Consider the following 21,702-nt stretch of genomic DNA (forward strand, 5'->3'; position numbering starts at 1 on the left):
GAAGCGCGGGTTATCCCGCGCCGAAAATATCACCTACGAAACCGGTCAAGTCCGCCGCACGCGTCAGTCTCAGACCACTCTTCCCGCCAGACTTGCCGCCCTCGGGAAGTATTGCCGCCGTGAAACCAAGTTTTTCGGCTTCTTTCAACCTGTTTTCGGTCTGGCCCACCGGCCTTAGCGCACCAGAGAGGCTTATTTCCCCGAAAACAACCGTATCGCCGGGCAGGGCGGCATCTTCTCGCGCAGACATCAGCGCGGCGGCGACGGCCAGATCGGCGGCAGGTTCGGTGATCTTCATGCCTCCCGCGACGTTCAGATAGACGTCGAGTCCGGCAAACGGGATGCCGACGCGCGATTCGAGCACGGCGAGGATCATGGACAGGCGCGCCCCGTCCCAGCCGACGACGGCGCGGCGCGGCTGGCTGTGCGGCGAGGGCGCGACAAGGGCCTGAAGCTCGCACAGGACGGGCCGCGTGCCTTCGATCCCGGAAAAGACAACCGATCCGGGCGAGGGGGAGCCGCGCTCGGACAAGAACAGTGCCGAGGGGTTGCTGACCTGCGAAAGGCCTGCGCCCGTCATCTCGAAAACGCCGATCTCGTCGGCGGGGCCAAAGCGATTCTTGACGGCGCGCAGAATCCGGAACTGGTGCCCGCGCTCGCCCTCGAAATAGAGCACGGTATCGACCATATGCTCGACCACGCGGGGGCCTGCGATCTGCCCGTCCTTGGTGACATGGCCGACAAGAACGACGCTGACGCCGCGCCGCTTGGCGAAACTGGTCAATTCATGGGCGGCGGCGCGCACCTGGCTGACGCTGCCGGGCGCACTGCCGATGGTATCGAGCCACATGGTCTGTATCGAATCGATGATGACCAACTGAGGCTTCTCGGCTTCGATCGTGGTGAGAATGTCGCGCAGGTTCGTCTCGGCCGCCAGTTGCACGTTGGCACCCGAAAGGCCCAGCCGGTCGGCCCGCATGCGGACCTGCGCACTGGCCTCCTCGCCCGAGACGTAGATCGTCTTGAGGCCCTGGGCCGCGAAACTCGCAGCCGCCTGCAGCAAAAGCGTTGATTTGCCGATGCCAGGATCGCCGCCAACCAGGATGGCAGAGGCGGGCACCAGACCGCCGCCCAGCACGCGGTCAAGCTCATCGAGGCCAGAGGAAGTGCGCGGCGGCGGCGCCTCCTTGGCCGAAAGATCGCTAAGGACCATGCCGGAGCCGCGCCTTGTGCCGAGCGAATTCGCGGCAGGGCCAGAGCTGAGGCCCTCATCCTCCTGGATGGTGTTCCACGCGCCGCAGGCGTCGCAACGCCCTGACCATTTGGTGTGGACCGCGCCGCAAGCCGTGCAAGTGAATGTCTGTTGCTTTTTCGCCATCCACTGCTCATGCCCCATGCGGGCAGGGCAGTCAAACGCCTCTGCCTGCCATCGTCCCTATTCCGCAGCCGTCTTGGTCACGTCCACGAGGCCGCGTGGCCCGCGCGGGGCGCCCGCGTCGAGTTCGGGCAGGATGGTCTTGAGGTCATCCTTGAGCCGGCCCAGCTGGCTTCGCGCGACACTTTCGTCCATGTCCACGCGGGTGGACCAATGCTTGAGCTCCTGGCAGACCAGCTTGGCCTTTTCCAGACGCGTCTCAAAACTTTCGATTTCCTGCTGGCGCTGGATCAGAAAGGCGCGGGCGCGTTCGATCTTTTCATCGGAATAGGTCTCGGCCAACTCGCGGCTGAGGTAGGACATCTGGGCCGCAACTTCCAGCATTGCAGGCTCTAGCGTGCCAAGGTCGGGATGCTCATTCAGATGGGCCAGCCGCGCGCGAACGGCGTCGAACTCGGAATGGACGCCAAAAGTGCCCGCGCGGTCGGCGGCATGGGCGGCGGCATAGGCCCGCGCCACATCTTCCATGTTGATCGAAAAACGCCGGTGCGAATTTTCCAGCCGCATGATGCGCGCATTGGACGGCAGGAAAAAGCAGAGCATCACGAAGAGCGCAGTAAGGCCGATCTGAAATATCTGACCCGCATTGGCATACTCCGCGCCATTGAAACGCGCGGTAAACTCCAGCCAGGGCAGCGCGCCGATGGATGCCATCAGCGTCGCGGCAAGTAATGAAATCGTGGCGGCGACAATCGCGGCGAACGCGACCCGCTGCATCATTGCCTGCGCCAATGTGAGCGCGGCTTTAGTATGACCTTGCATCATAACCCCCAGACAGAGCGCCCCCTCCGACTATCGGCAATTATACGCCGATACTGGCCCTATCGAGAAGATAATTATTAAAATGGGCACAGAAGAGCGTCAGGGCGTGGCCCATTTACCCAAGCTTCCATGCAACTGTTTCCCGCAGCTCAACAATTCACCAAGGCGTAACGGATTTAAATCGCGATCAGCGCACAGCCTCGATCGGGCCGGTTGCGCGGCCGTGGATGAACTGGTCCAGATAAGGATCGCCCGATGTCTCAAGCTCGCCGACCGGGCCAGTCCACTGAATCACGCCATCATGCAGCATCGCGACGGTGTCGGCGATGGCGCGAACGGAGGTCATGTCATGGGTGATGGTCATCGCGGTTGCGCCCATTTCGGTCACGATCTCGCGGATAAGATCGTTGATGACGCCCGACATGATGGGGTCGAGGCCCGTGGTCGGCTCGTCGAAAAAGATGATCTCGGGCTCGGCTGCGATGGCGCGGGCAAGGCCCACGCGCTTTTGCATGCCGCCCGACAGCTCGGCGGGGTATTTATCGGCCTGCTCGGGGGTCAGCCCAACGCGCCGCAGCTTCTCGATCGCGATTTCGCGCGCCTCAGCGGCAGGTCGCTTGGCCTTGCCGCGCTGAAGGCGAAAGGCCACGTTTTGCCAGACGGGCAGCGAATCAAATAGGGCACCGCCCTGAAAGAGCATGCCGAAACGCGCCAGAAACGCGTCCCGGTCGCCCCGCGTCACATCCTTTCCGTCCAGCGTGATCGTCCCGCTATCGGGCCGCACGAGGCCCAGCACCGATTTGAGGAGCACGGATTTTCCGGTGCCCGACCCGCCGATAATGACCATTGACGTGCCGCTCTCGATGGTCAGATCGACGCCCTGCAGAACAGGGGTGGTGCCAAAGCTCTTGTGAACGTCCGAAAGCGTGATCATGCCGAGAAAAACACCTCTGTCAGGACATAATTGCTGGCGAGGATCAGCACCGAGGAGGCAACGACAGCCGATTTGGTCGCCCGGCCCACACCTTGTGCGCCGCGGCCCGAGTTGATGCCGTAGTAGCATCCCATCAGCGCGACGATAAAGCCGAAGGCCGCGCCCTTGATCATCCCGCTCAGCACATCCCAGACCTCAAGGAAGTTGAGCGTGTTGTGCAGGTAGGTCGCGGCGTTGAAATCCAGCCGCCCGATGGCGACCAGAAATCCCCCCATGATGCCGATCACATCGCCCACGCCCACCAGCAGCGGCACCGCGAGGGTCGCGGCCAGAACGCGGGGCAGGGTGAGGTATTTCATCGGATTGGTGCTGAGCGTGGTCAGCGCGTCGATCTGCTCGGTCACCTTCATGGTGCCGATTTCGGCAGCGATCGAGGAGGCGACGCGCGCGGCCACCATGAGGCCGCCCAGAACGGGACCAAGCTCGCGCGTCAGTCCGATGGCCACGATCGAGGGCACGATCGTCTCGGCGTTGAAGCGCGCGCCGCCGGCGTAGATCTGAAGCGCCAAGGCGCCCCCGGTAAAGAGCGCCGTAAGGCCCACGACCGGCAGCGACAGCCAGCCGATCTGCATCAAGGCATGGGCGAACTCGCGCCCGTAAAAGGGTGGCCGCACGAGGTGCGACACAGTCTGTCCAGTAAAGATCGCGACGCGCCCGGCCCCTGCAAGCGCACCAAGTGCGCTGCGCCCAAGCGCCGCCAGAAGCCGCAAGATCATGTTCATCCGCCCAAATACCGCCTTGTATAGCGCGCACCCAGCGCGGTGAGGATCTCGTAGCCGATGGTGCCGGCGGCGTCCGCCACATCGTCGATGCCCTGATCCGGGCCAAGCAGCGAGACCGTCTTGGGATCGCCCGGCGCATCGGTAATGTCCACCCCGACCAGATCCATCGAGACGCGCCCGGCAAGCGGGCAGCGCACCTCGTCCACCCAGACCGCCGCGTGTCCGGACAGGGCCCGAAATATCCCGTCGGCATAGCCTGCGCCGATCGTGGCGATCCGGCTGGGCCGCTGCGCCGTCCATGTGCCGTTGTAGCCGACCGTCTCGCCCGGTGCCACGTCGCGGCATTGGATGACCGGGATATCCAGCGACGCAACCGGGCGCGCATCGGCAAAGGGGCGCCCGCCATAAAGGCCGATACCGGGCCGCGTCACGTCGAAATGATACGCCTTGTCCAGCAGGACACCTCCCGTATTCGCAAGGCTCAGCGGACAGTCCAGACCCGCCGTCATCTGCCGAAAGAGCGTAAGCTGGTGCCTGTTCATCTCGTCGTCCGGAACCTCGGCGGCGACCAGATGGCTCATGATCAGCTGCGGACCTTGCGCCACGGCAATGTCGCGCACCGCCGACCACTCGCTCGGCTCCATGCCCAGCCGGTTCATTCCAGTATCGAGTTGCAGGCCAAAGGGATGGCCCGGCAACGCCTCGAGGTGGCGGATCATCTGATCGAGCGAATTGAGGATCGGCGTCAGGTCCATATCGCCCAGCATGTCCGCGTCACCCGGCATGTGGCCCGACAGAACGTAAATCATCGGACCGGGGCCAAGGGCGGTGCGCAGTGCCGCACCCTCTTCGGCGACGGCGACAAAGAATGTGCGCGCGCCCGCACGGGCCAGAGCACGGCCCACGCGCGCAGCCCCAAGGCCGTAGGCGTCAGCCTTGATGACCGCGCCGGTTTCGGCACGGCTCATCGCGGCAAGGACCTGCCAGTTGGCAACGAGGGCGTTCAGATCGACTGTAAGGGTAGGTGTGCTCATGATGGGCGTTTTGACATGGGCGCGGGCCGCGTCAAGACCAAAGCGCGCCGCCGCGCAGACGTGGCCGCCACGTCAAAACTCCTGATCGCCGCCGCCGCCGCCATTTTGCCAAGGCTGCACGAGGTTGCCAAAGCGGGTGAACCGGCCCTCGAAGCTGAGCTCGATCGTGCCGATGGGGCCGTGACGCTGCTTGCCGATGATGACCTCGGCCTTGCCGTGCAAACGCTCCATACGCTCTTGCCAGGCGGCCATTTCTTCCAGCTTCTCGTCGGACGGCTTTTCGCGCTCGGCGTAATACTCTTCGCGGAAGACGAACATGACGACGTCGGCGTCCTGCTCGATCGAGCCCGACTCGCGCAAGTCGGACAACTGCGGGCGCTTGTCTTCGCGGCTTTCGACCTGGCGGGAAAGCTGGCTGAGAGCGATGACGGGGATGTCGAGCTCCTTGGCGATCGCCTTGAGGCCCATGGTGATTTCGGAAATCTCGTTGACGCGGTTCTCGCTGCGCCCGGTGCCGCGCACCAGCTGAAGGTAGTCGACGATCAGCACGTCAAGGCCATGGGTCCGCTTGAGCCGCCGCGCGCGGGCCGCCAACTGGCTGATCGGCAGGGCGGGCGTGTCGTCGATGTAAAGCGGGCAGGACTCCAGCTGCTTGGCCGCATCGACAAAGCGGCGGAACTCGCCCTCGGTCATGTCGCCGCGCCGGATCTGCTCGCTCGGCACTTCGGACGCCTCCGACAGGACACGCGCGGCCAGCTGCTCGGCGCTCATCTCCAGCGAGTAAAATCCCACAACACCGCCCTCGATGGACCCTTCGGTGCCATCAGGGCGCGTGCCGCGCCGATACGCCTTGGCAATGTTGAACGCGAGGTTCGTCGCCAGCGACGTCTTGCCCATCGAGGGACGCCCGGCAAGGATCAAAAGGTCGGACTTGTGCAGACCGCCCAGTTTCTTGTCCATGTCGATGAGGCCGGTCGAGACGCCGGCAAGGCCACCCTCGCGCTGATAAGCGGCATTAGCAACATTAACAGCATCCGATACAGCCTTGAGAAAGCTTTGGAAACCGCTTTCGGTCTGACCCTGCTCGCTGAGCTTGTAGAGCATCTGCTCGGCTTCGACGATCTGGTCCTTCGGCTCGCTGTCGACATTCATGCGCGCGGCCTTGCCGGCGATGTCGTGGCCAAGGCTGATCAATTCGCGCCGGATCGCCAGATCATAGATCATCTGGGCGTAATCGCGCACCGCGTAGGTGCTGATCGCGGCACCGGCGAGATTGACCAGATAGGCGGGGCCGCCAAGCTCCTTGAGGCCCTCATCCTCTTCCATGAACGCCTTGAGCGTCACCGGCGAGGCAAGATTGTTCTTGGCGATGCGCGCCGATGCGGTCTCGAAGATGCGGGCATGGACCGGATCATAGAAATGCTGCGGGCCGATGATGCTTGCGATGCGGTCGAAGACATCGTTGTTGGTCAGAATCGCGCCGAGGAGCTGCTGCTCGGCCTCGATCGAATGGGGCATCGTGTCGGCGGCCTGAACTTCTGCGCCTGCGGCGCCTCCGGTGGCATTGAAAGTTGCGATTTCGTTCATCTTTGATCCCCGGCTGCTCGGCCTTGCTCTTACAGGCAGGGCGGGCTACGGGGCAAATTGTATATCTTTGTGGATAAATCGCGCCCCGCCTTGACTGGCCTCATGTTGCGGCGACGACGCCATGTATGTCAATATATGGTGTGATGCTGCGCCATGTGCCGCGAAAAAACGCGCAATGACCTGTCTGCTATGCCCGATCTGCGGCGCTCAGGCGCGCGCGTCCTGCCATGCCCGCGGGGCCTTCAGGAACGCCTCGACCTCGCGCAGAGTGGCCTCGTTGAAGGTGCCTTGCTCGCGCGCCTCGGCCAGAACGTCCCACCACGTGCAAAGATGGTGAAGCGCGACGCCGTGATCGCCCAGCGTTTTGACCGTATCCGGAAATATCCCGTAATAGAAGATGACAGCCGTATGCGCGCATGTGGCCCCGGTCTCGCGGATGGCATCGACAAAACCGATCTTGGAGCCGCCATCTGTCGTCAGATCCTCGACCAGAAGCACGCGCTGGCCCTCGGTCATCGTACCCTCGATACGCGCCCCGCGCCCGTGGCCCTTGGGTTTCTTGCGCACATAGGTCATCGGCAGGGCCATACGCTCGGCCATCAGCGCGGCAAAGGGAATGCCCGCCGTCTCGCCGCCCGCGACGTTGTCGAACGCCTCAAAGCCCGCATTGCGCATCACGGTAATGGCCAGAAAATCCATCAACGTGCTGCGGATCCGAGGGTAGGAGATCAACTTGCGGCAATCGATGTAGGTCGGGCCGGGCAGGCCGGATGAATAGATATAGGGCTTGTCCGCGTTGAAATGGACAGCGCCGATTTCCAGCAGCATGCGCGCTGTCAGGCGAGCGATCTCATCGGCGGGGGGGTAAGTGCTGGGGATCATGGGTGCGGTCCTTGTATCGGCGTTCAGATTTCGCCTGCGGCGAGGATATTTTCAGCAAGAAGAACGGGAAGAGATGTGCCAGCCGGGTGCGAAGCCTGGATCGAAGACTGTGACGGGGCCGTCCTCGGTCTCGATCTGGGCGGGCAGGTCGGGCGCGCCACGGCTGAGCGTGACCGTGCCCTCGTTCGGCGGCAGGCCGTAGAAGGCGGGGCCGTTCAGCGAGGTAAAGGCCTCGAGCCGGGCCAGCGCACCTTCCTCTTCGAATACATGAGCGAGGATGGGCAGAGTATTGGGTGCGGTAAAGCAGCCCGCGCAGCCGCAAGGCTGAAGTTTTGCGGAGTCCGTATGCGGCGCGCTGTCGGTGCCCAGAAAAAAGCGCGCATCCCCAGATGTCGCGGCGGCGCGCAGGGCAAGGCGATGCTCCTCGCGCTTGGCGACGGGCAGGCAGTAGTAATGCGGCCGGATGCCACCAGCCAGAATGTGGTTGCGGTTGATGACCAGATGGTGCGTCGTGATCGTCGCGCAGAGGCCTGCGTCATGTGATTTGACGTAGTCGACCCCTTGCGATGTTGTGATATGCTCCATCACCAATTTCAGGCTGGGCACGCGGCGGCGCAGCGGATCGAGGACGCGGTCGATAAAGACCGCCTCGCGGTCAAAGATGTCCACCGCCGGATCCGTCACCTCGCCATGCACGCACAGCGGCAGGCCGATCTCGGCCATCCGCTCCAGCACGCCCTGCACACGGCTGAAATCCGCAACACCGCTGGCCGAATTCGTCGTGGCGCCGGCCGGATAAAGTTTGACCGCCGTGATGAGGCCCGAGGCATGGGCCGCAGCGACGTCATCCGCGTCAGTATCCTCGGTCAGATAAAGCGTCATCAGGGGCGTGAAATCCATGCCCTCCGGCCGTGCGGCAAGGATACGCGCCCGGTAGGCGGCGGCATCTGCGGAGGTTACCACGGGGGGCACCAGATTGGGCATGATGATGGCGCGGGCGAAATGCGCGGCGGTCCACGGCAGGACGGCGCGCATCATCGCACCGTCACGCAAGTGCAGGTGCCAGTCGTCAGGTGTGCGCAGGATCAGCTGTTCGGTCATATCTGTCATGGCGCTGGCAATACACGGGCCGCCCGCGCCGCACCAGACCCAGCTGCGACAAAGATCGCCTTCAGGTGCCGTCTGCCTCGGCCGGCGCGGGCGGAGGGAGGCGCGTGCCATCCTCTTCGGCGGATTTCATCGCCGCCTCCAGCGCCTTGCGGAAGGGGCGGGCATTGCGCTGCTCCAGCACCTTGCGGGCAAGCAGCACGATCAGATAGCGCCGCTGGCCGGACTTGAGCCGTTCCAGCAGGCTGAACTGATAACCGCCATCATGGCGGCGGGCGCGAAACAGCCTCGCCAGCGCCGTGCGGTCCAGCTTGCCCGCGCTGACCTGTGCGAGGATGCGAAACAGGATCTGAAGGCGCATCAACGCTTTCTCAAGCTCGGGCCCCATGAAGCGCATGCGAAAAAGCGTCACGTTCTTGCGCGCGAAAAGCGCGGCATGCATCGCGTCCAGATGATCTTCGGGGTCATAGATCACGAAGGCCTCGGCGGCGGCATCCAGCATGTCGGGTGCATACCCATAACGGTCAGTGAAGGAGGTGCGCCGCATCCCGCGATAGCGGTCGTCCCATTCGGCCATGCGCGGATCCAGCGTCGCCTGCGGTGACAAGGCGACCACCTGCGCGCCCGGCGCCGCCACCGAAAAGGCAGCCGCCGCATACCCGCAAGGGCCCGCGCCGTAAAAGATCACCTGATCGAAATCCTCGAAAAAGCCGTCGTCGACCAATCGGTCGAAGTAGCCATAAACCGCCTTGTCCCGAAACCATGTGTCGCCGTCCGAGACGAGGCACAGATGCGACCAGCCCAGCGCCTTGACCATGTCCCAGCCCAGGGGTTGCAGGTCGCGCGACAGATCGGCGATGCCTTGATGGGTCTCGAACGTCACTAGAAGCGTCTTCTTGTCCTCAATGAATATGGCGGCGTGGCGCGCGCCCAGACGCTCGACATAGCCGTCCTCGGATGCGATCTCGGCAACCTTGTCCAGCCACGCCTCGCGCCCGCCCAGCCCGGAGAGTGGCATATGAAACGTATTGGGCGCGTCTTGCATTGGGGGAAACCTCGTCTTTCGGGCACTCGCGGGACAGCGGGCGCATTTTTCGGACCTATCCTGCAATTCAGGCAAAATTTTGAAAAATCCGTGTGGTTTGCTGGACACCGTGCCCGGCGCGCGCCACCATAAGCGGGGCGGCGCAGATCGCCAGCGCAGATGAGGGGCAGGGCAGAATGCAGAATGTAAAGTCGATCGAGGACGTGCAGGCTTTGCTCGCCGATGAGGGCTACGTCTGCGGGCGTGCCCTTGCCACCGCCCTGTTCTTGTCCCTGAAGCTTGGGCGCCCGCTCTTTCTTGAGGGCGAGCCAGGCACCGGCAAGACCGAGATCGCCAAGACCATCGCCGCCGCGCTTGGCCGGCGCCTGATTCGCCTGCAATGCTACGAGGGGCTCGATGCGTCCAGCGCCGTGGCAGAGTGGAATTTTGCCGCGCAGATGATTGCCCTGCGCGCGGCCGAGGCGGGCAAGGAGGCAAGCGGCGCCGCACTCAAGGATCAGCTCTTCACCGAAGAGTTCCTGATCGAGCGGCCCCTCCTGCAAGCGATGCGCCCCCAGCCGGGCGGCGCGCCTGTGCTTTTGATCGACGAAATGGACCGCACCGATGCGCCCTTCGAGGCATTTCTTCTGGAGGCGCTCAGCGACTATCAGGTCACTATCCCCGAACTCGGCACGATCAAGGCGCCCGAGCCGCCCATCGTCATCCTGACGTCCAACCGCACGCGCGAGGTGCATGACGCGCTCAAGCGCCGCTGCCTCTATGCGTGGGTGGATTACCCCGATTTCGAGCGAGAGGCCCAGATCCTTGCCGCGCGCGCCCCCGAGTTGCCGGACCAGCTCAGCCGCGAAGTCGTCGCCTTCGTGCAAGCCCTGCGCACCGAGGATCTCTTCAAGAAACCCGGCGTTGCGGAAACCATCGACTGGGCCAAATGCCTTCTGGCGCTCGATGCTGTGGCGCTCAGCCCGCAGGTCATCGCCGATACGCTCGGCGCGCTTCTGAAATACCAGGACGACATCGCCAAGCTGAGCAACAGCGAGGCCACTCGCATCCTGGAAGAGGCGCGCGCCGCGATCGCGCCCACATGATACCATCCCCCTGCATCTTTCATTGTTCCGCAAATACTCCGGGGGTTCGGGGGTAGACCCCCGGTTCGCGCCCATGCCCGAATATCCCGACCTCGATCTCCCCGAAAACCCCAAGCTGGCGCTCAATATCGTGCATTTCGCACGCGCGCTGCGCCGTGCCGGGATGCCGGTGGGCACCGGGCGCATCCTGGATGCCGTGCGCGCGGTGGCGGCGGCCGGCTTTACCTCGCGGCGCGATTTCTACTGGACCCTCCATGCGGTCTGCGTGACCCGGCCCGAGCACCGCGCGGTCTTTGGCCAGATATTCCGGCTTTACTGGCGCGATCCGCGCTTTCTGGAGCATATGATGGGTCTGCTCATCCCCACGATGCGCGGGCTCAGCGAGGATCGCGCCGCCGAGGCAGCCGAGAAGCGCGCGGCCGAGGCGCTCCTGGATGGCGCAGAGGCGCCCGAGCGCGACATCCCCGAGCCCAAGGAAGAGGACGCGCTGCTCGAGATCGACGCGAGCGCGACGCAATCTGAGCAGGAGCGGCTGCGTACTCTTGACTTCGAGCAGATGGGCGCCGCCGAGATTGCCGAGGCGCAGCGCATGCTGGCCGCGCTGCGCCTGCCGGTGCCGCCGCTACCCTCGCGCCGGATGGGCGCGGATGCGCGGGGCCGCGTGCTGGACGCCGGGCGCACGATGCGGCTGGCCATGCGCCAGGGCGGCGAAATCACCCAGATCGCCCGCCGCACCCCCCGGCCAAAGCCCCCCGATCTTGTGGTGCTTTGCGATATCTCGGGCTCGATGAGCCAATATAGCCGGATGGTGCTGCATTTCGTGCATGCCGTCGCCAATATGCGCAGCGCGGGCGCAGCGGGCTCTGGCGGTTGGGGCCGCGTTCATGCCTTTACCTTCGGCACAAGGCTCAGCAACGTCACCCGCCATCTGGCGACGCGCGACGTAGATGCGGCGCTGGCGGCGGCGGGGCGCGAGGTGCAGGATTGGGAGGGCGGCACGCGCATTGGCGACTGCCTCACGAGCTTCAATCGCGACTGGTCGCGCCGGGTGCTGGGGCAGGGCGCGCTGGTCTTGCTCATCACCGATGGGCTGGACCGGGGCGCGCCGGATGCGCTGGCCGCGCAAGTTCAAAGGCTCCGCCTGACGGCGCGGCGGCTGGTCTGGCTGAATCCGCTGCTGCGGTGGGACGGTTTCGCGCCCAAGGCCCAAGGCATTGCCGCGATGCTGCCGCATGTCGATGCGGTGCTGCCGTGCCATTCGGTCGCGACGCTGGGTGATCTGGCGTTGACGCTATCGCATCCGGCGGCGGATGGCGAAAAGGCGCGGCTGATGCGCCTGCGCTGAGCCCGAGGCTTGCTGCGGAACGATTGTGCGACAACGTGCGTTACACTCATCGAATGCCCGTCCGGCGCAATGCGCCGTGTGAGCCACCGTAATCATTTACAGGAGTGCCAACATGCAACGCCACTGGCTGACATCGACCACCGCCCTCGCACTGGTTCTCAACGCCGCAGCACCTCTTCCGTCCTCGGCATTTCAAGTTTCGGAGCCAAGCGTGACAGAGCCGCGGATCGCTACCGGCACGCGCGTTGCCGAAAACGAAGCAAGTACTGCTTCGCAAGACCTGATGGAGAGCGTTATCGGTGATGCTGACGCCACAGGCTCCACCGAGAATGATAGTACCGCCGAACAGGTCGCTGCCGAGGTAGAGGCAGCAGAAGAGGCAGCAGAAGCGGAAGCCGAAGCCGCCGCGGAGGCCGAGGCCGAAGCACAGGCCGCCGCCGAGGCAGAGGAAGCTGCCGAAGCCGAAGCGCAGGCTGCACAGGCCGCAGAGGATCAGGCCGCAGAACAAGAAGCTGCGGAGGCTCAGGCTGCTGAAGAAGAAGCCGCTGAAGCCGCAGAAGCGGAGGCAACCGCAGAACAGGAAGCTGAGGCAACTGCCGAAGCTGAGGCCGAGGCCGAGGCAGCACGCGCGGCCAAAGCCGCCGAAACAGATGCCGCCGAGCAGCACGCAGAAGAAGAGGCCGCCGCTGCAGAAGCCGAAGCGCAGGCCGACGCCGAGCTTCAGGCCGCAGAGGACTCAGCAGCCGAACAAGACGATCAAACGCAGTCGATGGAATCCGGAGAAAACGCAACGCCGAATATTGCCGAGACTGAGCAAAGAGAGTCGGGCGAGAACGACACGACCGACCTGCTTCCCGAAGTCAGCGCCGAAGACCAGGCCCGCGCCGCAGAGGCAGCGGATGAAAGTTCCGCCGCTGCAGCCGCCGCATCCGAAGAAAGTGAGGTCGTCGGGACCGAGGACGTGACCGTTACCGAAGAGGGCTCGCGCGCTTCGAACGAGGAGTTCACGACATCAGCCAGCGGGCAGGAGGCCCCGGAAGCGCAGGCCGACGAAACGCAGGCCCCGGCAGCCCAGGCACCCGCGGTCGATGCGGATGATGACGACAACGAACTGCTAAAGAACCTCGGTATCGCCGCGGCAGCCGGTCTTGGCGCCTATGCCATCGGCCGTATGCTGGATGGTGGGGGACAGGTCGTCTCCAACACCGGCGACCGCGTTGTGGTCCAAGAGCCGTCGGGCAGCTACCGTGTCATCAAGGATGACGACACGCTTCTGCGCCGCCCAGGCAGTGATGTGCAGACGCAAACCTACTCCGATGGCTCGACCCGCAGCGTTGTGGTCGGGGCCGACGGCAGCGAGACCGTGACCATCCGCGCCGCAGATGGCCGCGTCCTGCGCCGCACGCGGATCCTGCCCGATGGGCGGGAAATCATGCTCTTTGATGACACGCAAACCTATGAGCGCGTCGATGTGACCGAGTTGGAACGCGCCCAATCAAACCGCACCTTCACCGACTACGATTACAGCACACGCAATGCGGACGAGTTGCGCATGGCGCTCAACAGCGCCAACGGAGCGCTGACGGACCGCACCTATTCGCTCAACCAGATCCGCAGCATTGATGCGGTGCGTCATCTGGTGCCGGTGATTGCCCTTGATGGAATCACTTTCAGGACCGGTTCGGCGGTGATCGACTCCGCCGAAGCGCAGGATCTGGCAGAGCTGGGCAATGCCATGGTTGCCGCGATCAACGAGGATCCCAGTCAGGTGTTCCTGATCGAGGGGCATACCGATACCGTGGGTGATGCCAGCTATAATCTGGCACTGTCGGACCGCCGCGCCGAATCTGTTGCGCTGGCCCTGACCGAATATTTCGACGTGCCGCCCTCCAACATGATCGTCCAAGGATATGGCGAATCGGATCTGCGCGTGCGCCAGCAGGGCGACATCCGTGCCAACCGGCGCGGCGCGGTGCGCAACATCACGCCGCTTCTGAGGGGCGGGCGCTAAGCCGCACCATCATGCCTTAGGGACGCGAGTTCCGATTGAGTGTCATGGCCCTTCGCCCCATATTGGGGGCGGAGGGTTTTTTTTCATGAATGATCTGGGTGACATTCCGCGCATCGCGCTCGATTGGCACAGGGCCGGCACCGGCGCCGCGCTGGCCACAGTGGTGCAGACTTGGGGCAGCGCGCCGCGCCGCATTGGCGCGATGCTGGCCGTATCCGGCGCAGGGGATATGGCGGGCTCTGTCTCGGGTGGCTGCGTCGAGGGCGCCGTGGTGGCCGAGGCCATCGAGGCCATCGCCGAGGGTACCGCACGCATGCTGGAATACGGCGTGGCCGATGGCGATGCCTTTGCGGTCGGTCTTGCCTGCGGCGGCACGATCCGCGTGCTGGTGCAGCCTGTAGGGTCGGCACTGCCCGAGGAGATCCTGGCCGATCTGGTCGACGCGCGCGCCGCGCGGCAGCCCGCCGCGCTGGTCAGCCGCATGGACGACGCGCCGCGCCTCGTGACGGAAGGCCATGCCGAGCGTTTTCGCATGGATCGCTCGGGCTTTGAGGAGGATGGCGAGACGTTTGTGGCCATCCACAACCCGCCCCTGCGCCTGATCGTCGTCGGCGCGGTGCATATCGCGCAGGCCCTCGTGCCCATGGCCAAGACCATCGGCTATGATGCGATCGTGATAGATCCGCGCACCGCCTTTGCCAGCGACGCGCGGTTTCCGGGCGTTACGCTCATGGACGAATGGCCTGATGACGGCGTGCGCAGCCTCGGCCTTGATGCGCGCACGGCCTTGGTGCTGCTCACCCATGATCCCAAGCTGGATGATCCGGCCCTGACCGAGGCCCTGCGATCGGATGTCTTCTATATCGGCGCGCTGGGATCGAAACGCACCCATGCCGCGCGGCAGGAGCGGATGCAGATCGCGGGCTTTTCAATCGGCGAGCTGGGGCGCATCCATGGCCCTGTCGGCCTTGATATCGGGGCGGCAGGCCCGGCCGAAATCGCGCTCAGCATCCTTGCCGAAATGACGCGCGTGTTGAGGCGCGGAGCGTGAAATTCGGGGATCTGCCGCTCGAGGATGCGTTGGGCGCAATCCTTGCCCACTCCGAGGTGGTGCCGGGCGGGCGCCTGCGAAAGGGGCTGCTGCTGGAGCCGGAGCACATCGACCAGCTGCGCGCGGCGGGCCTTGCCAGCGTCACGGCGGCAGAGCTGGAGCCAGGTGACATGGGCGAGGATGTGGCCGCGCAGACCCTTGCCGAAGCGCTGGCCAAGGACGCACCCGGCATCCGGCTGAGCGCGCCGGGCACGGGCCGCGTCAATCTGATCGCCGAGGGGCCGGGGGTTGTCCAGCTGGACGTCGCCGCCATCCACGCGGCCAATGCGGTGAACCCGATGATCACCATCGCGACCATGCCGGACCTCGCGCAGATGCGCCGTGGCGCGATGATCGCCACGGTCAAGATCATCTCCTATGCTGTTCCCAGCGCTGACGTGGCGCGGGCCTGCGACATATCGCGCGCCGCCGTGCGCCTTTCTGCACCGCAGCTAGGCACAGCCGCGCTCATCGTGACCGAAACGGCGGCGGGCGCAGGCGACAAGGGCAGGGACGCCATCGCCGCGCGCCTCACGGCGCTGGACATGTCGCTGAGCGAAGTGGTCAGCGTGCCGCACGAGACGGCGCCGCTGGCGGCGGCGCTGGGGCAGGTTTCCTCCGATCTCATCTTGATCCTCACCGCTTCGGCCACGTCCGACAGCCACGACACTGGCCCCGCAGCGCTAAGGGCGGCGGGCGGGCGAATCACGCGCTTTGGCATGCCCGTCGATCCGGGCAATCTGCTTTTTCTCGGCTGGCTGGGCACCCGGCCGGTGATCGGCCTGCCGGGCTGCGCCCGCTCGCCCGCTCTTAACGGGGCCGACTGGGTGCTGAGCCGGATTGCCTGCGGGATCGAGGTCACGCCGCAGGACATCGCCGCGATGGGCGTGGGCGGCCTGCTGAAGGAAATTCCGAGCCGTCCGATGCCGCGCCGCGGCAAGAAATCGGTGTAGAAACAGTCTTCTCAAGTGTCATGGGCCGTGCTTAACTCCTCCCAATAACAAAGATAGCTCAAAGGGAGGGCGCCCATGTCACAGGTCACAATGACCGTGAATGGCAAGACGGCGAACGGCACAATCGAGGGCCGCACGCTTCTTGTCGATTTTCTGCGCGAAACGCTGGGATTGACCGGCACACATGTGGGCTGCGACACCAGCCAATGTGGTGCCTGCGTCGTTCATGTGGACGGCAAGGCGGTCAAGGCCTGCACGATGTTTGCCGCCGAGGCGGAGGGTGCCGAGGTCGATACCATCGAGGGGCAGGCGGCGCCCGACGGCACGCTCAACGTGATCCAGCAGGCGTTTCAGGACTATCATGGCCTGCAATGCGGGTTCTGCACCCCCGGTATGGTGATGAGCGCGGCGGCCCTGCTCAAGGAAAACCCCAAGCCGACCGAGGCCGAGGTGCGCAGCTATCTGACCGGCAACATCTGCCGCTGCACTGGATATCACAACATCGTCAAATCCATTCTCGCCGCAAGCGGTCAGGATGTGAGCGATATCGCGGGCGGCATTGCCGCCGAGTGATGCGCCAAAGGACAACCCAGGGAGAGATTTATGCCCAAGGACAATGCACACGATCACGGCGGAATCGGCGCCAGCCCAAAGCGGCGCGAGGACGTCAGGTTTCTCTCGGGGACCGGCAACTACACGGATGACATCAACCTGCGCGGTCAGGCCTATGTGCATTTCCTGCGCTCGGACGTGGCCCACGGCAAGCTGAACGGGCTGGACCTGAGCGAGGCGGAAAAGATGCCGGGCGTTCTGCGCATCTTTACCGGCGAGGATTTCAAGACGGCGGGCAGCATCCCCTGCGGCTGGCAGGTCACCGACCGGTTCGGCAATCCGATGCAGGAGCCGCGCCATCCGGTTCTGGCCGAAACCCATGTGCGCCATGTCGGCGATCCCATCGCCGCCATCGTGGCCGAAACGCGCGATCAGGCGCGCGACGCCGCCGAGGCCATCATCCCCGATATCGAAGAGCTTCCAGCGGTGATCGACATGGTCAAGGCGCTTGAGGATGGCGCGCCGAAAGTGCATGAAGATCTGACCAGTAACCTTTGTTTTGATTGGGGTTTTGTCGAAGACAACAAGCAGGCCGTCGATGACGCCATCAAGAATGCCGCGCATGTCACAACGGTCGAGCTGATCAACAACCGTCTTGTTCCCAACGCGATGGAGCCGCGCGTTGCCATTGGCGATTTCAATCGGGGCACCGGCGAATCCACCCTCTACACCACCAGCCAGAATCCCCATGTGATCCGCCTGCTGATGGGCGCCTTTGTCCTCAATATCCCGGAGCACAAGCTGCGCGTCGTGGCGCCCGATGTAGGGGGCGGTTTCGGGTCGAAGATCTACCACTACGCCGAGGAAGCGTTTTGCACATTTGCCGCCAAGGCATTGAACAGGCCGGTGAAATGGACCTGCACCCGGTCCGAGGCCTTCCTGAGCGACGCGCAGGCGCGCGACCATGTGACCAAGATCGAACTCGCGCTGGACAAGGACAACAACTTCACCGCTGTGCGCACCGATACGTTGGCCAACATGGGCGCGTATCTGTCGACCTTCGCGCCGTCGATCCCGACGTGGCTGCACGGCACACTGATGGCGGGCAACTACAAGACGCCGCTGGTCTATGTGAACGTGCGCGCGGTCTTTACCAACACTGTTCCGGTGGATGCCTACCGCGGCGCGGGCCGCCCCGAGGCGACCTATCAGCTGGAGCGTGTCATCGACAAGGCGGCACGGGAGTTGGGTGTCGATCCCATCGCGCTGCGCAAGCAGAATTTCATCACCGAATTTCCCTATCAAACACCGGTGGCGGTTGAGTACGACTCGGGCGATTTCAACAGGTTGGTAAGCAAACTTGAAGCGCAGGCCGATCTGGACGGGTTCGAGGCGCGCCGCAAGGAAAGCGAAAAGAACGGCAAACTGCGCGGCCTTGGCGTCAACTGCTTTATCGAGGCGTGCGGCATCGCGCCCTCGAACCTCGTCGGGCAACTCGGCGCACGTGCGGGCCTTTACGAGAGCGCGACCGTGCGCGTGAATGCCACCGGCGGCATCACCGTGATGACCGGCAGCCACAGCCACGGGCAGGGACATGAGACAGTGTTTCCGCAGGTGGTGGCCGACATGATCGGCATCGATGCCAGCATGATCGAGATCGAGCATGGCGACACCGCCAACACGCCGATGGGCATGGGCACCTATGGCTCGCGCTCGATCGCCGTGGGCGGCAGCGCCATGGTGCGCGCCACCGAAAAGATCATCGCCAAGGCCAAGAAGATCGCGGCCCATATCATGGAAGCCTCTGACGGCGACATCGAACTCAAGGACGGCATGTTCACCGTCGCGGGCACCGACAAGTCGCTGGCGTGGGGGGATGTGACGCTGGCAGCTTACGTGCCCCATAACTACCCCCTCGACGAGGTGGAGCCGGGGCTGGAGGAGACGGCCTTTTATGATCCCAACAACTTCACCTATCCAGCGGGCGCCTATGCTTGCGAGGTGGAGGTCGACCCTGAAACCGGCAAGGTCACGATCGAGATGTTCACCACGGCGGATGACTTCGGCAACGTCGTAAACCCGATGATCGTGGACGGGCAGGTACACGGCGGCCTGACGCAAGGGATCGGCCAGGCGCTGATGGAAAATTGCACCTATGACGCGGACGGACAGCTCTTGTCGGCGAGTTACATGGATTATTGCATGCCGCGCGCCGATGACGTGCCTTTCTTCAAGATCGACCATTCGAATGGCACGCCCTGCACCCACAATCCCTTGGGGGTGAAAGGCTGCGGCGAGGCGGGGGCCATCGGATCAACGCCGACAGTGGTCAACGCGGTTGTCGATGCGCTGCAGTCGGGCGGATACAAGGTGGACCATGTCGATATGCCCGTGACGCCGAGCCGCGTTTGGGCAGCGATGCAACAAGGCTGATACAGCGGGGGTTTTCGGGGCTCTGCCCCGGACCCCGGGATATTTCGGGCAAGAAGAAGCCCATGCGGGAGTAAGACGATGTATGCATTCGAGATTGAACGGCCCAGCAATATCGCAGAGGCGGTCAAGGCACTTGGCACGGAGGAGGCGCAGCCGCTGGGCGGGGGGCAGACCCTGATCCCGACCCTCAAGCAGCGCCTGGCGATGCCATCCGTTCTGGTCAGCCTGTCGGGTATCCCCGAAATGAAGGGCATCTGCCTCGACGATATGGGACGTTTGTGCGTGGGGGCGAGCACCGTTCACGCGGATGTCGCGGCGGGCGCGGGCGATTTTGCGGGCTTGAGCGCGCTGGCCGCGCTTATCGGTGATCCTGCGGTGCGCAATCGCGGCACCATCGGCGGGAGCCTTGCGAACAATGACCCGTCAGCGTGCTATCCCGCAGCAGCCCTTGCCGCGGGTGCAACGATCAAGACCGACAAGCGCGAGATCCCGGCAGATGATTATTTTCAAGGGATGTTCGACACGGCGCTCGACGAAGGTGAGATCATCACGGAGGTGAGGTTCCCGATCCCCGAGGCGTCAGCCTATGCCAAGTTCGAGCAGCCCGCCTCGCGCTTTGCTCTGGTCGGTGTCTTTGTGGCCAAATTCGCGGAGGGTGTGCGCGTCGCTGTTACGGGCGCCTCCGAGGGCGGTGTCTTTCGCTGGTCCGAGGCGGAAGAGGCGCTATCCAAATCATTTGCGCCCGAGGCGATCGAGGGGTTGAGCGTCTCTGCGGAGGGGATGATGGGCGATATGCATGGAACGCCTGAATATCGCGCGCATCTGGTTGGGGTTATGACCCGACGGGCGGTCAAGGCGGCCCGCTGAGGCGTTTCGCGAAAAAAACTGAGTTACAGAGTTTCGCGAAACGCTTTAAGCTGCATGGAAAATGGCCCGGATTGCAGTCCGGGCCACATCTTTCAAAGCGGCAATGTCTTTGGTGGCAGAAACTCTTAGCGTGAAATCGGCCCGATGATCATGATCATCTGGCGGCCTTCCATCTTGGGCATATTCTCAACCTTTCCGGTGCCTTCGACATCAGCTGCCACCCGTTGGAGAAGCTCGCGGCCCAGATCCTGGTGCGCCATCTCGCGGCCACGAAACCGCAGCGTGATCTTGACCTTGTCGCCATTTTCCAAGAACTTGAAGACGTTGCGCATCTTGACATCATAGTCGTGCACATCGGTGTTGGGCCGGAATTTGACCTCTTTCACCTCAATGATCTTCTGCTTTTTCCGCGCTTCGGCTTCGCGTTTCTGCGTCTCGTACTTGTATTTGCCAAAATCCATGATCTTGCAGACAGGTGGATTGGCATTTGGCGAAATCTCGACCAGGTCCAGTCCCGCTTCTTCGGCCATTTCGAGGGCGCGTGCGCCCGAAACGACACCGACATTGTCACCATCGGCCCCGATCAATCTGATTTCTGCGTCACGGATACGTTCGTTGACACGGGGGCCTGTGTCGCGCGTTGGCGGCGCGTTATGCGGTCTGCGGGCTATGGCTTTGATCCTTCGATGGTTGGTAGGGTATTTGGACTGGCAAGTTAGCTATCGCATAGCCGGGTTTCAAGCCGCTAAATAGGCTGCTGCGCTCCAAATGCGCGCGAAACACACTTGCGTATTGCCGATACGGCGGGCATCACATGAGGTGTCAAGGCGTGGCCTGCTTGAATTTTACCAGACGTGCGCGCCTATTTCGAGATAGGGGATGTTGAAATGAAGAACCTTCTTTGGATCGTGCTTGCCGCGGTCGTGCTGGTAGGGGGATATGTGCTGGTCACCGGCAAGTCACCCACCGAAGCCATCGAGACGACGCGCGAAGAGATTGACCCGCCCACCGAGTTGGAAGAAACGGCAGATGAAGCGTCGACCGCGGCAGGCGAGACCGCAGCCGAGATCGAGGCCACGACTGAAGAGGCTGCGACCGACGTCGACGAAACGATGGATGAAGCGGGTGAAAACCTGGACGAGACCGCCGATGGCGCGATGAATGCTGTCGAAAATGCCGCCGAGGATGCCGCCGCCACCGCAAGCGATGCCGCAGACGCCGCCGTCGAGGGGGTGCAGGACGCCGTGGATACCATGTCGGAAGAAGGCAGCGATGCGGTCGACGCCGCAGATAGCGCCGTCGATGAAGGCAGCGATGCAGCCGACGAGGCCGCAGATGCAGCGGCAGATACCGCGGATGAAGCTGCTGACGCAGCCGCAGATACGGCAAGTGAGGCCGTCGATGCCGCGGCGGATACGGCCGACGAGGCGACGGAGGAGGCATCGGAAGCAACTAATGCGGCAGACGAGGGCACGGATGTAACCACGGAGGCAGGTGAAGGCGCTGCGGATGCGGCGACCGAGGAGGCAAGCGATGTTGCCACCGAAGGCAGCGACGCGGCGACGGATTCAGCCGAGGGCGCAGACCCACTGAGCTCAGAGAATTTCGACATGGAGGCCGCAGCGCAGATGATCGAAGAGTCGGACATCTCGGAGACACAGAAATCGCTGCTGACAACGACCCTGAGAGAGGCGCAGGACAACCCTGAATTGCTGGAAGCTGCGCTCGAGCAAGCGCGCGCCGCATTGGGTATGTAGCATGCCGGCCTGAACCAAAGAAAAAGCCCGCGCCAGAGATC

19 protein-coding genes are annotated in these 21,702 nt (G+C 63.7%); 9 read left to right on the forward strand and 10 right to left on the reverse strand.

From position 1 onward, the window contains the following. Positions 1-10: 10 nt before the first annotated feature. The 9 genes from radA to V8352_RS11540 form a co-directional block, all read right to left on the reverse strand. Positions 11-1,378, reverse strand: coding sequence for a DNA repair protein RadA (radA, locus tag V8352_RS11500; RefSeq protein ID WP_336424433.1), 1,368 nt, complete (start codon positions 1,376-1,378; stop codon positions 11-13). Between the two features lie 57 nt (positions 1,379-1,435). Beyond that, a complete protein-coding gene (locus tag V8352_RS11505) occupies positions 1,436-2,155 on the reverse strand; it encodes a DNA repair protein (protein ID WP_336424434.1) in 720 nt (239 codons plus the stop codon). 229 nt (positions 2,156-2,384) lie between these two features. Beyond that, positions 2,385-3,131 (reverse strand): ABC transporter ATP-binding protein, encoded by a 747-nt coding sequence (locus V8352_RS11510; RefSeq protein ID WP_336424435.1) that lies wholly within the window; start codon positions 3,129-3,131, stop codon positions 2,385-2,387. Continuing rightward, the gene (locus V8352_RS11515) at positions 3,128-3,913 is read right to left on the reverse strand and encodes an MlaE family ABC transporter permease (protein ID WP_336424436.1); all 786 of its coding nucleotides are present in this window, start codon (positions 3,911-3,913) and stop codon (positions 3,128-3,130) included. Before V8352_RS11515 ends, V8352_RS11510 begins: the two co-directional genes overlap by 4 nt. After that, complete coding sequence (alr, locus tag V8352_RS11520; RefSeq protein WP_336424437.1) at positions 3,910-4,947, reverse strand: alanine racemase; 1,038 nt, start codon at positions 4,945-4,947, stop codon at positions 3,910-3,912. The genes V8352_RS11515 and alr overlap by 4 nt, the downstream gene beginning before the upstream one ends. A gap of 72 nt (positions 4,948-5,019) precedes the next feature. Further along, the gene (locus V8352_RS11525; protein ID WP_336424438.1) at positions 5,020-6,534 is read right to left on the reverse strand and encodes a replicative DNA helicase; all 1,515 of its coding nucleotides are present in this window, start codon (positions 6,532-6,534) and stop codon (positions 5,020-5,022) included. Between the two features lie 207 nt (positions 6,535-6,741). Next, positions 6,742-7,416 carry an orotate phosphoribosyltransferase gene (locus tag V8352_RS11530; RefSeq protein WP_336424439.1) on the reverse strand — a complete coding sequence of 225 codons (675 nt, stop codon included), beginning with the start codon at positions 7,414-7,416 and terminating at the stop codon, positions 6,742-6,744. A gap of 51 nt (positions 7,417-7,467) precedes the next feature. Further along, entirely contained in the window at positions 7,468-8,517 is a 1,050-nt protein-coding gene (pyrC, locus tag V8352_RS11535) for a dihydroorotase (RefSeq protein WP_336424480.1), read from the reverse strand. A 70-nt stretch (positions 8,518-8,587) separates the two neighbouring features. After that, positions 8,588-9,568: a phosphoadenosine phosphosulfate reductase gene (locus V8352_RS11540; RefSeq protein ID WP_442971018.1), complete on the reverse strand. Its 981-nt coding sequence runs from the start codon at positions 9,566-9,568 to the stop codon at positions 8,588-8,590. A gap of 176 nt (positions 9,569-9,744) precedes the next feature. Between V8352_RS11540 and V8352_RS11545 the strand changes: the two genes are divergently transcribed. The 8 genes from V8352_RS11545 (at position 9,745) to V8352_RS11580 (ending at position 19,904) form a co-directional block, all read left to right on the forward strand. Beyond that, complete coding sequence (locus tag V8352_RS11545; protein ID WP_336424441.1) at positions 9,745-10,653, forward strand: AAA family ATPase; 909 nt, start codon at positions 9,745-9,747, stop codon at positions 10,651-10,653. Between the two features lie 73 nt (positions 10,654-10,726). After that, entirely contained in the window at positions 10,727-11,998 is a 1,272-nt protein-coding gene (locus tag V8352_RS11550; RefSeq protein WP_336424442.1) for a vWA domain-containing protein, read from the forward strand. Positions 11,999-12,110: 112 nt separating this feature from the next. Beyond that, entirely contained in the window at positions 12,111-14,009 is a 1,899-nt protein-coding gene (locus tag V8352_RS11555) for an OmpA family protein (RefSeq protein WP_336424443.1), read from the forward strand. A gap of 85 nt (positions 14,010-14,094) precedes the next feature. Next, the gene (locus V8352_RS11560) at positions 14,095-15,060 is read left to right on the forward strand and encodes an XdhC family protein (protein WP_336424444.1); all 966 of its coding nucleotides are present in this window, start codon (positions 14,095-14,097) and stop codon (positions 15,058-15,060) included. Next, positions 15,057-16,052 (forward strand): molybdopterin-binding protein, encoded by a 996-nt coding sequence (locus V8352_RS11565; RefSeq protein WP_336424445.1) that lies wholly within the window; start codon positions 15,057-15,059, stop codon positions 16,050-16,052. Before V8352_RS11560 ends, V8352_RS11565 begins: the two co-directional genes overlap by 4 nt. 75 nt (positions 16,053-16,127) lie before the next feature. Next, positions 16,128-16,625 (forward strand): (2Fe-2S)-binding protein, encoded by a 498-nt coding sequence (locus V8352_RS11570; protein WP_336424446.1) that lies wholly within the window; start codon positions 16,128-16,130, stop codon positions 16,623-16,625. 30 nt (positions 16,626-16,655) lie between these two features. Beyond that, entirely contained in the window at positions 16,656-19,037 is a 2,382-nt protein-coding gene (locus V8352_RS11575) for a xanthine dehydrogenase family protein molybdopterin-binding subunit (protein ID WP_336424447.1), read from the forward strand. 78 nt (positions 19,038-19,115) lie between these two features. Next, complete coding sequence (locus tag V8352_RS11580; protein ID WP_336424448.1) at positions 19,116-19,904, forward strand: FAD binding domain-containing protein; 789 nt, start codon at positions 19,116-19,118, stop codon at positions 19,902-19,904. Between the two features lie 125 nt (positions 19,905-20,029). On the opposite strand, the gene infC is transcribed toward V8352_RS11580, so the two are convergent. Next, positions 20,030-20,584 carry a translation initiation factor IF-3 gene (gene infC, locus V8352_RS11585; RefSeq protein ID WP_336424481.1) on the reverse strand — a complete coding sequence of 185 codons (555 nt, stop codon included), beginning with the start codon at positions 20,582-20,584 and terminating at the stop codon, positions 20,030-20,032. Positions 20,585-20,791: 207 nt separating this feature from the next. Between infC and V8352_RS11590 the strand changes: the two genes are divergently transcribed. Further along, positions 20,792-21,661 carry a translation initiation factor 3 gene (locus V8352_RS11590; RefSeq protein ID WP_336424449.1) on the forward strand — a complete coding sequence of 290 codons (870 nt, stop codon included), beginning with the start codon at positions 20,792-20,794 and terminating at the stop codon, positions 21,659-21,661. Positions 21,662-21,702 lie beyond the last annotated feature (41 nt).

The sequence above is a fragment of the Roseovarius sp. D0-M9 genome (genome assembly GCF_037083805.1).
Lineage (GTDB): Bacteria > Pseudomonadota > Alphaproteobacteria > Rhodobacterales > Rhodobacteraceae > Roseovarius.